This is a genomic window from Yersinia similis, from assembly GCF_001053095.1.
GTDB lineage: Bacteria > Pseudomonadota > Gammaproteobacteria > Enterobacterales > Enterobacteriaceae > Yersinia > Yersinia similis.
In genome coordinates this window covers 14,193-26,836 of sequence record NZ_CGBP01000034.1, presented here as the reverse complement: position 1 = coordinate 26,836, position 12,644 = coordinate 14,193, and the positions used below count along the sequence as shown (strand labels likewise).

Sequence of the window (12,644 nt, the reverse complement as noted above, 5' to 3'; positions counted from 1 at the left end):
AACAGCGTGGTTATTAATTTCAGCGGCTATTCAGAAATGGCATACCCCAAATAATTCGAGTTTCAGGAAGGCGGCAACTGAAGAAGTCCCCAGGAGCTTATTTATTTTAAGGTCAACAACAGGTAAGTGACTGAGGTGAACAAAGACAGCCAACGTACATGATACTTGAAGTATGACGGGTATATTTATTCAAGAATAACATTACTCAGTTAACCATTTGTTTAAGCAAATAGATTCATTCATTAGGTAAAGTTATGCAAAAAGCAGTATTAATTACTGGCTGTTCCAGTGGAATTGGCCTGGTGGCGGCACAAGATTTAAAAAACAGAGGTTATCGCGTGCTGGCCGCCTGCCGTAAACCTGACGATGTCGCCAAAATGGTGCAGTTAGGTCTGGAAGGTATTGAACTGGATTTGGATGACAGCGCCAGTGTCGAACGTGCTGCGGCACAGGTTATCGAATTGACTGGTGGGCGGTTATATGGCCTGTTTAATAACGGCGGTTTTGGTCTCTACGGTTCGCTACAAACCATTTCTCGCCAACAGTTGGAAAAGCAGTTTTCGACTAATCTGTTTGGTACCCACCAACTGACACAGTTGCTACTACCGGCAATGTTGCCTCATGGTGAGGGGCGAATTATTCAAACCAGCTCAGTGATGGGGTTGGTTTCAACGGCGGGGCGCGGTGCCTACGCCGCCAGTAAATATGCGCTGGAAGCCTGGTCTGATGCCCTGCGAATGGAGCTACATAGCAGTGGTATTCACGTCAGCTTGATTGAACCTGGTCCTATCAGCACCCATTTCACCCAAAATGTGAATCAGGCAGAGGCCGATAAACCGGTCAATAACCCTGGGATCGCCAAGCGATTTACACTGCCACCGGAAGCCATATTACCCAAATTGCGTCATGCGCTGGAAAGCCCACGCCCGCAATTGCGTTATCCGGTCACGATGGTGGCTCATGTGTTGACCCTACTACGTCGTCTATTACCTGGCCGGATGCTAGATAAAGTCCTGCGCGGTAATAGTTAAGCCAGATCATTGAGTAAGGGTTGAAGCAAGACAATCCGCCCCCATCTATCGTTAAAACGGATGAGAGAAATAATTCATGCTAACACCTACAACGATTGAAATTACTGAAGCAAACCTGCACCAAGCCATAGAACAATCCATGTCAGCTCCTGTGTTGTTCTATTTTTGGTCTGAACGCAGCCAGCACTGCCTGCAATTGACACCAACACTGGATAAACTGGCCGCCGAGTATGCGGGTCAATTTATTCTGGCCCGTGTCGATTGTGATGCGCAGCCGATGGTGGCTTCGCAATTTGGCTTACGCTCAATTCCAGCAGTATATCTGTTTAAAGATGGTAAGCCTGTTGATGGCTTCCAAGGGCCACAGCCAGAAGAAGTGATCCGCGAACTGCTACAGCGGGTACTGCCAAAGCCAGAGGAGCTAAAAGCGGCCGAAGCGGCGCAACTGATGAGTGAAGGCAAAGTCCCTGAAGCGCTGCCACTGCTGAAAGAAGCTTGGCAACTCGCCCAACAAACTAGCAGCCCACAAACTAGCGAAATCGCCCTGCAACTGGCAGAAGCCCAAATTTTACTGAACCGTAGCGAAGATGCCGAAAGCGTATTGGCAAGCCTTCCGCTGCAAGATCGTGATACCCGTTATCAGGGGCTAATTGCACAAATTGAGCTACTGAAACAAGCGGCTAATACACCAGAAATCCAGCAGCTACAGCAACAACAGGCAGAACAGCCGGATAACGTCGAACTGGCCGTGCAATTGGCCTTACAACTGCATCAGGTTGGCCGCAACGAAGAAGCCCTGGAACTGCTATTGGGTCACCTGAAAAAAGATTTAGCCGCAGCGAACGGTACGGCACGTAAAACATTAATGGATATTTTGGCTGCATTGGGGACTGGCGATGCACTGGCTGCTAAATACCGCCGCCAACTCTACGCATTATTGTACTGATTAGCGTCTTCCCACCGTTATTTGTATCGTACCAGCACCATTATTTGCTACTGCGCGGGGCAATCCTGCGCAGTTTTATGCTGCTTTCCCGTCATTTTTCCTCTTTACACGCATTTACCGGTCTTTCGTTAGGTGTTTACCCCCCCGTCACGTAATATTAAGATACAATTTTTCTTGCTGACAGGAAGTTAAGTATGTTCACAGTTATCCCCATTCTTATCGTTGTCGCTCTGATTATAGTGCTATCTGCAATCAAAATCGTCCCGCAAGGTTTTCAATGGACTGTCGAACGTTTTGGTCGCTATACCAAAACACTGATGCCAGGCCTGAATATCGTTGTACCGTTTATGGATCGTGTTGGCCGTAAAATTAATGTGATGGAACAAGTTCTTGATATTCCATCTCAAGAAATCATTTCCCGTGATAACGCCAACGTAGCGATCGATGCTGTATGCTTTATCCAAGTTATTGACCCGGTGAAAGCCGCTTATGAAGTCAGCAATCTGGAATTGGCTATCGTCAACCTGACCATGACCAACTTCCGTACCGTCTTAGGTTCGATGGAACTGGATGAAATGCTGTCTCAGCGCGATAACATCAACAGCCGCCTGCTACATATCGTCGATGAAGCCACCAACCCATGGGGCATCAAAATCACCCGTATCGAAATCCGTGATGTGCGCCCACCAACTGAACTGATTTCAGCGATGAATGCTCAGATGAAAGCTGAACGTACCAAGCGTGCGGATATTCTGGAAGCCGAAGGGGTTCGTCAAGCCGCTATTTTGCGTGCTGAAGGTGAAAAACAGTCACAAATTCTGAAAGCAGAAGGTGAACGTCAGTCTGCATTCTTGCAAGCTGAAGCTCGTGAACGTGCCGCTGAAGCGGAAGCTCAGGCGACTAAAATGGTTTCTGAAGCCATCGCTGCCGGCGATATTCAAGCCATTAACTACTTTGTGGCACAAAAATATACCGATGCACTGCAACACATCGGCTCGGCCAATAACAGTAAAGTCATTATGATGCCGCTGGAAGCCAGTAGCCTCATGGGTGCTATCGGTGGTATTGCAGAACTGATTGGTGAGAGCAAAAACAGCCGAGGTAAATAACCATGCTGGAGGAAATTGCAGTAAATCCAAATTGGTTTTGGCTATCACTTGGCGGGCTATTATTGGCCGCTGAGATGCTGGGAGCGAGTGGCTATCTGCTGTGGAGCGGTATTGCCGCCGTCATTGTTGGCGTTTTGGTATGGCTGTTCCCCTTTAGCTGGGAAATGCAAGGCGTGCTGTTCTCCATTCTGACGGTCGTGTCTGCTTTCCTGTGGTGGTATTGGTTGAGTAAACGCACTAAACCGCAACCAGCCATGCTTAACCAACGTAATCATCAACTGCTTGGCATACGGGCAACACTGACCGAACCGACTGTTGATGGCTATGGCCGTATGAAGGTCGGTGACAGCAGTTGGCGAATTTACTGTGCTACCGAGCTTAATCCTGGTACTGAAGTTGAAGTGATTTTGGTAGAAGGTAATACCTTGCATGTCCGCGCAGTTAATCGCTAGCGTCTACATTGACATTCTCAAGTCATTAGCGTTGCAGCAAGGCAGTAAACGAACACCCCGAATCACTTACTTTGGTAGGTGATTCGGGTGATTCACTGATGCGGCATCAAGGTCAAAGATAGTGCTTATTGCTCAGATGGCGAGCGATGACTTTAATGGCAACGTATTATTTTAATGGTAGCGTACTGCTTGAATGGCAACATCCCGCCAGGCTATTAATAATTGGGCAATCTGCGCCCTCATCCCCCGGACACTCTTCTGCCAACGCTAACAAGCGCATACGCATCTGATTCAAATCATTAATATGTTGCTCAATTTCCGCTACTTTTTGCAATGTTGCTGCTTTCACATCCGCGCTGTGCCGTGCTGGGTTATGAAATAATGCCAGTAATTCACGACACTCATCCAATGTAAAACCCACTTGCCGCGCCTGGCGCAGCAACGTTAGCTCTTCAATATGTTTGGCCATGTAGCTGCGATAGCCGTTATCCATGCGGACAGGTGGCGTCACCAGTTTTTTTTCTTCATAAAAACGAATGGCTTTGCTGGTTAAACCGGTTTTTTTCGCGACATCGCTAATATTCATTATTCCCCCTTGACCTTCCCCTTGCGGGAAGGTTTAACCTCTATGTTTAGTGAAAATAGCCATACCAGTCAAGCGGAATAAAAGCCCCCCGATATTATGAGCCAACAAAATATTACGGTCATTAATGTATGGGTTGGTAATACCGACTAAACTTATTCTGGTGAATTTATGAGTAAGTTTTTACTCAATAGGGAGTTAAATAATGTTGCAAACCACACTGCTCGCCTTACAAGGACTTTCTTGTATGAATTGTGCTCAACGCGTTAAAGCCGCGTTGGAAAGCCGTGAGGATGTTCACCATGCTGAAGTGAATGTTCACTACGCTAAAGTGACTGGTGAAGCCGATACTCATGCACTCATTGAGACAATCAAACAGACCGGTTATCTGGCGAAAGAAGCCCAAACGCCGGACGCTGAATTACGCCTTTCAGGATTGAGCTGCGGGCATTGCACTGAAACAGTCCGTAAAGCACTGGAAGCGGTTTCGGGGGTGATTTCTGCCGATGTGACCCTCGATAGTGCCAACGTGTACGGCAAGGCCGATATACAGACATTGATTATCGCAGTGGAACAGGCTGGCTATCACGCCACACAGCAAGGTATCGACGCCCCAAAAACTGAGCCGCTGACACACTCAGCCCAATCTCAGCCGGAATCTCTGGCAGCGGCCTCGAATACTGTTCCGGCACTCAACGTGGCTTTAGCCACAAGTACGGTTTTAGATACAAATACCGTTTTACCTACAAATACAACGTCTACAACTTCAACAGCCAATACGGCGTCAGCCACCAGCACGGCACCGGTGATCAATCCGCTGCCAGTGCCCGAATCAGTGACCCAAGCGGCAGCCTCAGAAGGGGATAGTGTTCAGCTATTACTGACGGGGATGAGTTGTGCCAGTTGTGTCTCTAAAGTACAAAATGCATTGCAACGCGTTGATGGGGTTCAGGTGGCCCGCGTTAATCTGGCTGAACGCAGTGCATTGGTCACAGGGACCCAAAATAACGAAGCCTTAATCGCTGCGGTTAAAAATGCCGGTTACGGCGCGGAGATCATTGAAGACGAAGGGGAGCGACGCGAGCGGCAACAGCAAATGTCGCAAGCCAGTATGAAGCGTTTCCAATGGCAAGCAGCATTAGGTCTATTGTTAGGTATCCCATTGATGGCTTGGGGGCTGTTTGGCGGTAGCATGACGCTGACGCCAGAAACCCAGACACCCTGGCTTATTATCGGGATTATCACGCTGCTGGTGATGATATTTGCGGGAGGGCATTTCTACCGTAATGCGTGGGTGAGCCTAAAAAATGGCAGTGCCACCATGGATACCTTGGTCGCGCTGGGTACGGGGGCTGCCTGGATCTACTCCATCACCGTCAATATCTGGCCAGATATTTTCCCTATGGAGGCCCGTCACCTTTATTACGAAGCCAGTGCCATGATCATCGGTTTGATTAACCTTGGTCATGCGATGGAACAACGCGCCAGACAACGCTCATCTAATGCGCTAGAACGCTTATTAGACCTGTCCCCCCCGACAGCAAAGTTAGTGACCGATGACGGTGAGAAGGTGATCTCGCTGGCAGATGTCCAACTGGGGATGATCCTACGCCTGACCACCGGCGATCGCGTGCCAGTTGATGGTGTGATTGTGCAGGGTGAAGTATGGATGGATGAAGCGATGCTGACTGGCGAGCCGATCCCACAGCAAAAGTCAGAGGGTGATATTGTCCACGCAGGGACACAAGTACAAGATGGAACCGTGCAATTCCAGGCTAGCGCTATCGGTAGCCAAACGACATTAGCGCGAATTATCAAACTGGTCCGTCAGGCACAAAGCAGTAAACCAGAAATCGGTAAACTGGCAGACCGTATCTCTGCGGTATTCGTCCCAACGGTGGTAGTCATTGCCATTGTCGCTGGCCTGATTTGGTATTTCTTCGGCCCACAACCCCAGTTGGTCTATACCCTGGTAGTGGCCACCACAGTGTTAATTATCGCCTGCCCTTGTGCTTTGGGCTTAGCGACACCGATGTCGATTATCTCTGGCGTCGGCCGAGCCGCTGAATTTGGTGTATTGGTCCGTGATGCGGATGCACTACAGCAAGCCAGTAACCTTGATACGTTAGTGTTCGATAAAACCGGCACACTAACCAAGGGGCACCCGCAGGTGGTGGCAATCCACACCTTTAATGGCGTGAGTGAACAACAGGCTTTAGGTTGGGCTGCAGCACTGGAGACGGGATCGAATCACCCGCTGGCCCGCGCTATTTTACAACGTGCAGAGGGGCTGACATTGGCCACCGCCAGCCAATTTCGTACATTGCGCGGCTTGGGGGTTAGTGGTGAAGTTGACGGCGTCCCACTACTCCTCGGCAACAATCGGCTGCTGGAAGAACAACAAATTGACACTCGCGAGTTGCAATCACTGATACAGCAACAAGCAGAAAGTGGCGCAACACCGGTTATTCTGACCGCCAATGGCAAGCCCGCAGCGCTGTTATCGATCCGTGACCCATTGCGCGAAGACAGTATCAGCGCATTACAGCGGCTACATCAATTGGGCTATAGCCTGGTGATGTTGACCGGTGACAACCCCATCACCGCCAATGCCATTGCGAAAGAAGCCGGTATTGATCGTGTGATCGCAGGGGTTCTGCCAGATGGCAAAGCCGATGCTATCAAGCAACTGCAAGCGGCAGGACATAAAGTGGCAATGATTGGTGATGGCATCAACGATGCCCCTGCATTAGCGCAAGCGGATGTCGGGATTGCCATGGGGAGCGGCAGTGATATCGCGATTGAAACCGCAGCGATTACCCTTATGCGTCACAGTTTGCACGGAGTTGTCGATGCTGTAGAACTTTCCAAAGCCACATTACGTAACATGAAGCAAAACCTGTTGGGGGCTTTCTTCTACAATGCGCTGGGCATTCCCATTGCCGCAGGGATTTTATATCCCTTCACCGGTACATTACTCAGCCCGGTAGTCGCCGGCGCGGCGATGGCGTTGTCCTCCATCACGGTCGTCAGTAACGCTAACCGTTTACTGCGTTTTAAACCTAAACAGTAAACGGTTCCAGTAACCTCATGGCGCACAATACCGTTTTGTGCGCCATTTAGCGTTGATATCCAAAATGTCAGTGCCGCTAACAACGCTGCAATTTCAAGTAAGAAGGGTATAGCATACAGAAAATGCTAATAAAGGAGCCAAACTAACATGGACAAACTCTTACGCCGTATCGCAAAATTCTTGGGCATTATTACACCCACCACTTATGCTTACCCGGCTCTGGATATCACGCTGCCTGGCGAGCGCTACCTACATTTAGTTGGCAGCATTCATATGGGAACGGCAGGGATGTTTCCCCTACCCCACACGCTACTGAATAAATTGAATCAGGCTGACGCTCTCATTGTTGAAGCGGATATCACCGATGCCACCTCTTCTTTTGGCCATAGCACGGTTACTGAACCTTTAGTCGACAGATTATCTGAGGAATATTATCCGCAACTCCAGCAACGCTGCGAAGAGCTGGGGAGTGACCCACTGGCGATGGCCTATCTCCCGGCATGGCAAGTCGCTTTAATGTTGCAGGCGCATCAGGCTCAACGTTTAGGGTTGCGTGGGGAATATGGCATTGATTATCAGCTACTGAGAGCCGCGGGTGCACAAGAGAAAGAGATTATTGAACTGGAAGGTGCTGAAATGCAGCTTGATTTACTCAAAACCTTACCGGATAACGGCATCTCTTTACTGCACGACACCTTGACCCATTGGCATACTAATGCCCGCCTGCTACAAACCATGATTGGCTGGTGGCTAGAGCACCATCCTGAAAATAGTCAGGTAACGCTCGCCCCGACTTTCAGCCACGATATGTACGATATACTGATGCTTCAGCGTAATAAACGTTGGCAGCAACAGCTCGAACAGCTCGCCCCCGGACGTTATGTCGTCGCTGTAGGCGCATTACATTTGTACGGTGAGGGGAATCTTCCAGAGCTGTTACGAGCAGACAATCAATAAAAAATGGCCGATATCACTACCGGCCAGTCAAAGAGGAATTTTCATTATTTTAGTTATTAAGCACTCACATTCCTTGCGGATAATGTGAACGCCAGCATAGGGTATCAACCAGACTGTTAGATTAGCAACTGACATTAACCATTATCGAAGTAACTTATTAACATTATGCTGATTTTGTTGAGTTAATTTTTATCCGTGCCGCATCAATGATGTGTAAGATAACCAACCTGAATAAATTTTCATTTTTAATTGGATGTTTATTATGACACCTGCCGTTGTTCTACTGGAAAAACAAAAGGTTCCGTTTACATTGCATCCCTATCATCATGATGCAACGGAAACGCATTTTGGTGATGAGGCCGTTAAAAAGTTAGGGCTTAATGCTGATCAGGTTTATAAAACATTGCTGGTCGCACTCAATAGCGATGCTAAAAATCTGGCTGTTGCTGTCACGCCGGTCGCTACCCAACTTGATCTGAAAAAAGTTGCCAGGGCGCTGGGGGCAAAAAAAGCTGAGATGGCAGACCCACAGTTGGCACAGCGTACGACAGGCTATCTGGTCGGTGGCATCAGCCCATTAGGGCAGAAAAAACGCTTACCCACCGTGATTGACAGTCAAGCTCAAGAGTTCGCAACTATCTTTGTTTCTGGCGGCAAGCGTGGCTTAGATATTGAATTGGCCGCCGTGGATTTATGCCGCTTATTACAGGGTGTTTTTGCGGATATTGCCAAGCGGGATTGAGTCATCACTCTATTTCACGCTAAGTTATATCCTGCGTTCCACCGATACTATTAAGGAAAGAATTAGTTTAAAACTAATGAGATACATCAACGATAACCGCATGATTACCATGCATACACAGCATTCTCAATTTTAGTCGGGTGGTTAATATGGGTTATGATACACACAAGAATGATCTTAATATAAAAGCAGATCTTATTGCCTTGAAGTATGTTGTTCAGACACTGGTCGCAGTGGCTAACTCAGCGCACGATAACCGTATCAATCAGGCACTTGATATACTTATCAATGAATTTGAAAGCAATGCCAATAAGAATAACGATAATCAAAGCATCGCCAATGCAATTGCAAACTATCTCCCCGATGAGCCTGTCATTGAACTTGTGTAATTAACCGGTATAGCCCAGCCACTCAGTGCCACTGGGCTATACCATTAATTTTTACAGCTTGGTTTACGGTAAATTATAAATAAGTACCCCTTTGATAAACAGTCTACTTATAAACGATCTCCCCCTTCGGCTGATACTGCTCAGCATCCAGTGGCGAGTGTTTTTCAATATATTCTTTTAGTACTTCAGCATCGATAAATCCGGTATTAACATAACCAGGTGAATTATCGATTCTTGGATAACCATCCCCGCCCAGTGCATTGAAATTGAGCGTCGCCATACGATACGTTTTATTAGGATCTAACGGTTCACCCTGGATTTTCACATTGCTAACACCCTGACCATCAGCGACCAGACTGACGTTGGCAAATTGCGCATAAGCCCCTGAATCTGGCTGCTTATTGGCTACCACCGCCAGGTATTTCTCAACCTCGCTGCCTTTCATATCAACGTAAACCAGCGTATTACCAAAGGGTTGGACCCTGAGCACATCTTTATAAGTGATATCCCCCGCATTGATAGAGTCACGAACGCCCCCGCCACTCATTACGGCAAAATCAGCTCCTGACCGTTCTATCTGCGAGGCTAATAATAAACGCGCCATATTGGTTTGCTCAAAACGGACCTTACTGCGATCACCCTCTAATTTGCCATTAACCCTGCCGATTTTGACCCCCAGTTGCGCTTTACCTCGCTCTTCAAATGGCGTCAGTAATTTCAGCATTGTGGGGTCCTGAGCAATCTCTTGTGTATAAAAGACGCGCTCGCTAGTGCCATCAGCCTTCTCAATTTTTTTCTTTAAATTGATCGGGATTAACTGGTAGTTGACCAATGTTAATTCGCCATTACGGAATGTGAAGTCAGCCCGCCCGACATATTTACCCCACTCATGGGCCTGCACTATCCAGGTACCATTCTGCCGATCCGGTATGCATGGACTACCAGGAACATAATCAACTTGCTTATGATTCTCACTGGCCATACAGACCGGATTCTGTGAGTGCCCGCCCACAATCATATCCAGATAGCCTGCAGGTAAGCTACGCGCCATTTCCACATCACCTGGGGCGTTGGAGCCGTGTTTACCATCATCGTAATGCCCCATATGTGTGGCAGCAATAATGATGTCTGGTTTCTCAGTTTTCCGCAGTTGCTCAACCACTTGTTTCGCTTCAACTGCAGGAACCCGAAATTCTATATCGGCGACATTCTCGGGGCTACTCACCTTCGGGGTATCATCTGTGGTCAAACCAAGAACGGCAATTTTTATACCTTGCTTATCAAACAAAGCATAAGGTTTGAATAACCGCTGTTGCGTACCTTTCTGATAGATATTGGCGGACAGTAGCGGGAACTTCGCCCACTTCTCTTGTTGACGCAGCACACTCAAAGGATTATCAAATTCGTGGTTACCAATAGCCATCGCATCATAACCGACCAAATTCATGCCGCGAAAATCGGGTTCGGCATCCTGCAAATCGGATTCAGGGACACCTGTATTAATATCACCGCCCGAGAGTAACAATAAGCTTCCTCCTTTTGCGGCAACTTGTTTACGAATTTCATCCACCACGGTTTTCTGTGCAGCAAGACCATACTCACCTTGCTCGTTTTGCCAGAAGTGACCATGATGATCATTGGTGTGCAATATGGTGATGTCGTAAGTTTTATCTTTTTCCCAGGCACTCGCCCACCCCGGAGCAAACGCTAATGACACCGCCAAAGCACCTAATGTGGTTGTTAATGAAAAGCGCATGGTAAAACTCCATATTGTCTGTCGTTAAAAATCGCGCAGATAAGGACTGGACTGGTTTAATGAGTAAGAATACGAAAGATCTAAACCATGATCCTCGACACCCTACTCTCGCACAGTGCACATTATAACGGCCATAGGGTGATCACCTCATCGCATTGAAACTGATATCAAATCGTTCAGATGTAGTAAAAATCATACAATATGCCTAGTATGTATTCATTATCAAAATAGTATTAACATCCAAAATTATTAGGTGAATACTCACTATGACCGATCGTTCTGATGCCGGATTTCAGCAACCCGTTAATGTTTCAGTCAAACGTACATCTTTCTCTATATTGGGTGCTATCAGCGTATCTCACCTACTCAACGATATGATCCAGTCGCTGATCCTGGCGATTTATCCTTTATTACAAGCTGAGTTCTCATTGAGTTTTGCTCAAATAGGATTGATCACGCTAACTTACCAATTGACGGCTTCGTTACTACAACCGCTGATTGGCTTATATACGGATAAACACCCCCAGCCATACTCATTACCCATCGGTATGGGGTTCACGCTGTCTGGCATATTACTGCTGGCAGTAGCCACAACCTTCCCGGTGGTATTATTAGCGGCAGCATTGGTCGGTACTGGCTCTTCGGTATTCCACCCAGAATCATCACGAGTCGCCCGTATGGCGTCCGGTGGGCGCCATGGTTTGGCTCAATCTGTTTTTCAGGTGGGGGGAAATTTTGGCAGCGCACTCGGTCCGTTACTGGCCGCCATCATTATTGCCCCTTACGGTAAAGGCAATGTGGGCTGGTTTTCGCTCGCAGCCCTACTGGCAATTGTCGTGCTGTTGCAGGTGAGTAAATGGTATAAACTCCAGCAACGTGCTTCGTATGGCAAAGTGTTAAAAACTTCATCAGCCAAAATACTGCCAAAAAATAAAATTATCAGTACGTTAGCTATCTTGATGGTGCTGATATTCTCTAAATACTTCTATTTGACCAGCATTAGCAGCTATTACACCTTTTATTTAATACATAAGTTTGGCGTTTCGGTACAAAGTGCCCAGATACACCTATTTGTTTTCTTATTTGCGGTTGCCGCCGGCACCATTATTGGTGGGCCTCTTGGTGATAAGATTGGTAGAAAATATGTTATTTGGGGTTCTATACTCGGTGTTGCCCCCTTTACCCTTGCTTTACCCTACGCGTCTTTGTATTGGACGGGTATTTTAACCGTATTTATTGGTGTTATTCTCGCTTCCGCCTTTTCAGCAATACTGGTATATGCTCAAGAGCTGATCCCTGGGAAAGTAGGCATGGTATCGGGTTTATTCTTCGGTTTCGCTTTCGGTATGGGGGGAATAGGTGCGGCAGTACTAGGGTATGTTGCTGATTTAACCAGTATTGAACTGGTTTATCAAATATGTGCGTTCTTGCCATTACTGGGAATATTCACGGCCTTACTGCCTAATTTAGACGATAAGTAATAGTAATAGCGCTAGAATCCTGACTGAAATGCATATTTCAGTCAGGAGCCCCCCCTATGTAATCTCGATATAAATAGCAATTCCTCCACAAACAACCACTTCAGACAATTTCCATGCCAAAGAAG

11 protein-coding genes are annotated in these 12,644 nt (G+C 47.4%); 9 read left to right on the top strand and 2 right to left on the bottom strand.

The window, feature by feature from the left end; translation table 11 throughout:
• Window positions 1-254 precede the first annotated feature (254 nt).
• The 4 genes from AC971_RS18590 to AC971_RS18575 all read left to right on the top strand — a co-directional run bounded on the left by AC971_RS18590 (window position 255) and on the right by AC971_RS18575 (window position 3,538).
• On the top strand, window positions 255-1,031 hold the full coding sequence (locus AC971_RS18590; RefSeq protein WP_025382901.1) for an SDR family oxidoreductase: 777 nt from the start codon (window positions 255-257) through the stop codon (window positions 1,029-1,031).
• A gap of 76 nt (window positions 1,032-1,107) precedes the next feature.
• Window positions 1,108-1,977: a thioredoxin family protein gene (locus AC971_RS18585; RefSeq protein ID WP_025382900.1), complete on the top strand. Its 870-nt coding sequence runs from the start codon at window positions 1,108-1,110 to the stop codon at window positions 1,975-1,977.
• 194 nt (window positions 1,978-2,171) lie between these two features.
• The gene (locus AC971_RS18580; RefSeq protein WP_025382899.1) at window positions 2,172-3,086 is read left to right on the top strand and encodes an SPFH domain-containing protein; all 915 of its coding nucleotides are present in this window, start codon (window positions 2,172-2,174) and stop codon (window positions 3,084-3,086) included.
• 2 nt (window positions 3,087-3,088) lie between these two features.
• Entirely contained in the window at window positions 3,089-3,538 is a 450-nt protein-coding gene (locus AC971_RS18575) for an NfeD family protein (protein ID WP_025382898.1), read from the top strand.
• A gap of 166 nt (window positions 3,539-3,704) precedes the next feature.
• On the opposite strand, the gene cueR is transcribed toward AC971_RS18575, so the two are convergent.
• The gene (gene cueR / locus AC971_RS18570) at window positions 3,705-4,124 is read right to left on the bottom strand and encodes a Cu(I)-responsive transcriptional regulator (protein ID WP_025382897.1); all 420 of its coding nucleotides are present in this window, start codon (window positions 4,122-4,124) and stop codon (window positions 3,705-3,707) included.
• A gap of 202 nt (window positions 4,125-4,326) precedes the next feature.
• On the opposite strand from cueR, the gene copA reads away from it, so the two are divergent.
• The 4 genes from copA to AC971_RS18550 all read left to right on the top strand — a co-directional run bounded on the left by copA (window position 4,327) and on the right by AC971_RS18550 (window position 9,282).
• Window positions 4,327-7,194 (top strand): copper-exporting P-type ATPase CopA, encoded by a 2,868-nt coding sequence (copA, locus tag AC971_RS18565; RefSeq protein WP_025382896.1) that lies wholly within the window; start codon window positions 4,327-4,329, stop codon window positions 7,192-7,194.
• Between the two features lie 147 nt (window positions 7,195-7,341).
• Window positions 7,342-8,151 (top strand): TraB/GumN family protein, encoded by an 810-nt coding sequence (locus AC971_RS18560; protein ID WP_012105557.1) that lies wholly within the window; start codon window positions 7,342-7,344, stop codon window positions 8,149-8,151.
• Between the two features lie 262 nt (window positions 8,152-8,413).
• The gene (ybaK, locus tag AC971_RS18555; RefSeq protein ID WP_025382895.1) at window positions 8,414-8,893 is read left to right on the top strand and encodes a Cys-tRNA(Pro)/Cys-tRNA(Cys) deacylase YbaK; all 480 of its coding nucleotides are present in this window, start codon (window positions 8,414-8,416) and stop codon (window positions 8,891-8,893) included.
• A 149-nt stretch (window positions 8,894-9,042) separates the two neighbouring features.
• Window positions 9,043-9,282: a hypothetical protein gene (locus AC971_RS18550; RefSeq protein WP_025382894.1), complete on the top strand. Its 240-nt coding sequence runs from the start codon at window positions 9,043-9,045 to the stop codon at window positions 9,280-9,282.
• Window positions 9,283-9,385: 103 nt separating this feature from the next.
• On the opposite strand, the gene ushA is transcribed toward AC971_RS18550, so the two are convergent.
• On the bottom strand, window positions 9,386-11,038 hold the full coding sequence (gene ushA / locus AC971_RS18545) for a bifunctional UDP-sugar hydrolase/5'-nucleotidase UshA (RefSeq protein ID WP_025382893.1): 1,653 nt from the start codon (window positions 11,036-11,038) through the stop codon (window positions 9,386-9,388).
• 266 nt (window positions 11,039-11,304) lie between these two features.
• On the opposite strand from ushA, the gene rosA reads away from it, so the two are divergent.
• Window positions 11,305-12,519: an MFS transporter RosA gene (gene rosA / locus AC971_RS18540; protein ID WP_025382892.1), complete on the top strand. Its 1,215-nt coding sequence runs from the start codon at window positions 11,305-11,307 to the stop codon at window positions 12,517-12,519.
• Window positions 12,520-12,644 lie beyond the last annotated feature (125 nt).

What these genes read in the sequence shown, in the direction of transcription:
- AC971_RS18590 (WP_025382901.1), top strand. Translation starts at nt 255, where the DNA reads ATGCAAAAAGCAGTATTAATTACTGGCTGTTCCAGTGGAATTGGCCTG.
- AC971_RS18585 (WP_025382900.1), top strand. Translation starts at nt 1,108, where the DNA reads ATGCTAACACCTACAACGATTGAAATTACTGAAGCAAACCTGCACCAA.
- AC971_RS18580 (WP_025382899.1), top strand. Translation starts at nt 2,172, where the DNA reads ATGTTCACAGTTATCCCCATTCTTATCGTTGTCGCTCTGATTATAGTG.
- AC971_RS18575 (WP_025382898.1), top strand. Translation starts at nt 3,089, where the DNA reads ATGCTGGAGGAAATTGCAGTAAATCCAAATTGGTTTTGGCTATCACTT.
- cueR (WP_025382897.1), bottom strand. Translation starts at nt 4,124, where the DNA reads ATGAATATTAGCGATGTCGCGAAAAAAACCGGTTTAACCAGCAAAGCC.
- copA (WP_025382896.1), top strand. Translation starts at nt 4,327, where the DNA reads ATGTTGCAAACCACACTGCTCGCCTTACAAGGACTTTCTTGTATGAAT.
- AC971_RS18560 (WP_012105557.1), top strand. Translation starts at nt 7,342, where the DNA reads ATGGACAAACTCTTACGCCGTATCGCAAAATTCTTGGGCATTATTACA.
- ybaK (WP_025382895.1), top strand. Translation starts at nt 8,414, where the DNA reads ATGACACCTGCCGTTGTTCTACTGGAAAAACAAAAGGTTCCGTTTACA.
- AC971_RS18550 (WP_025382894.1), top strand. Translation starts at nt 9,043, where the DNA reads ATGGGTTATGATACACACAAGAATGATCTTAATATAAAAGCAGATCTT.
- ushA (WP_025382893.1), bottom strand. Translation starts at nt 11,038, where the DNA reads ATGCGCTTTTCATTAACAACCACATTAGGTGCTTTGGCGGTGTCATTA.
- rosA (WP_025382892.1), top strand. Translation starts at nt 11,305, where the DNA reads ATGACCGATCGTTCTGATGCCGGATTTCAGCAACCCGTTAATGTTTCA.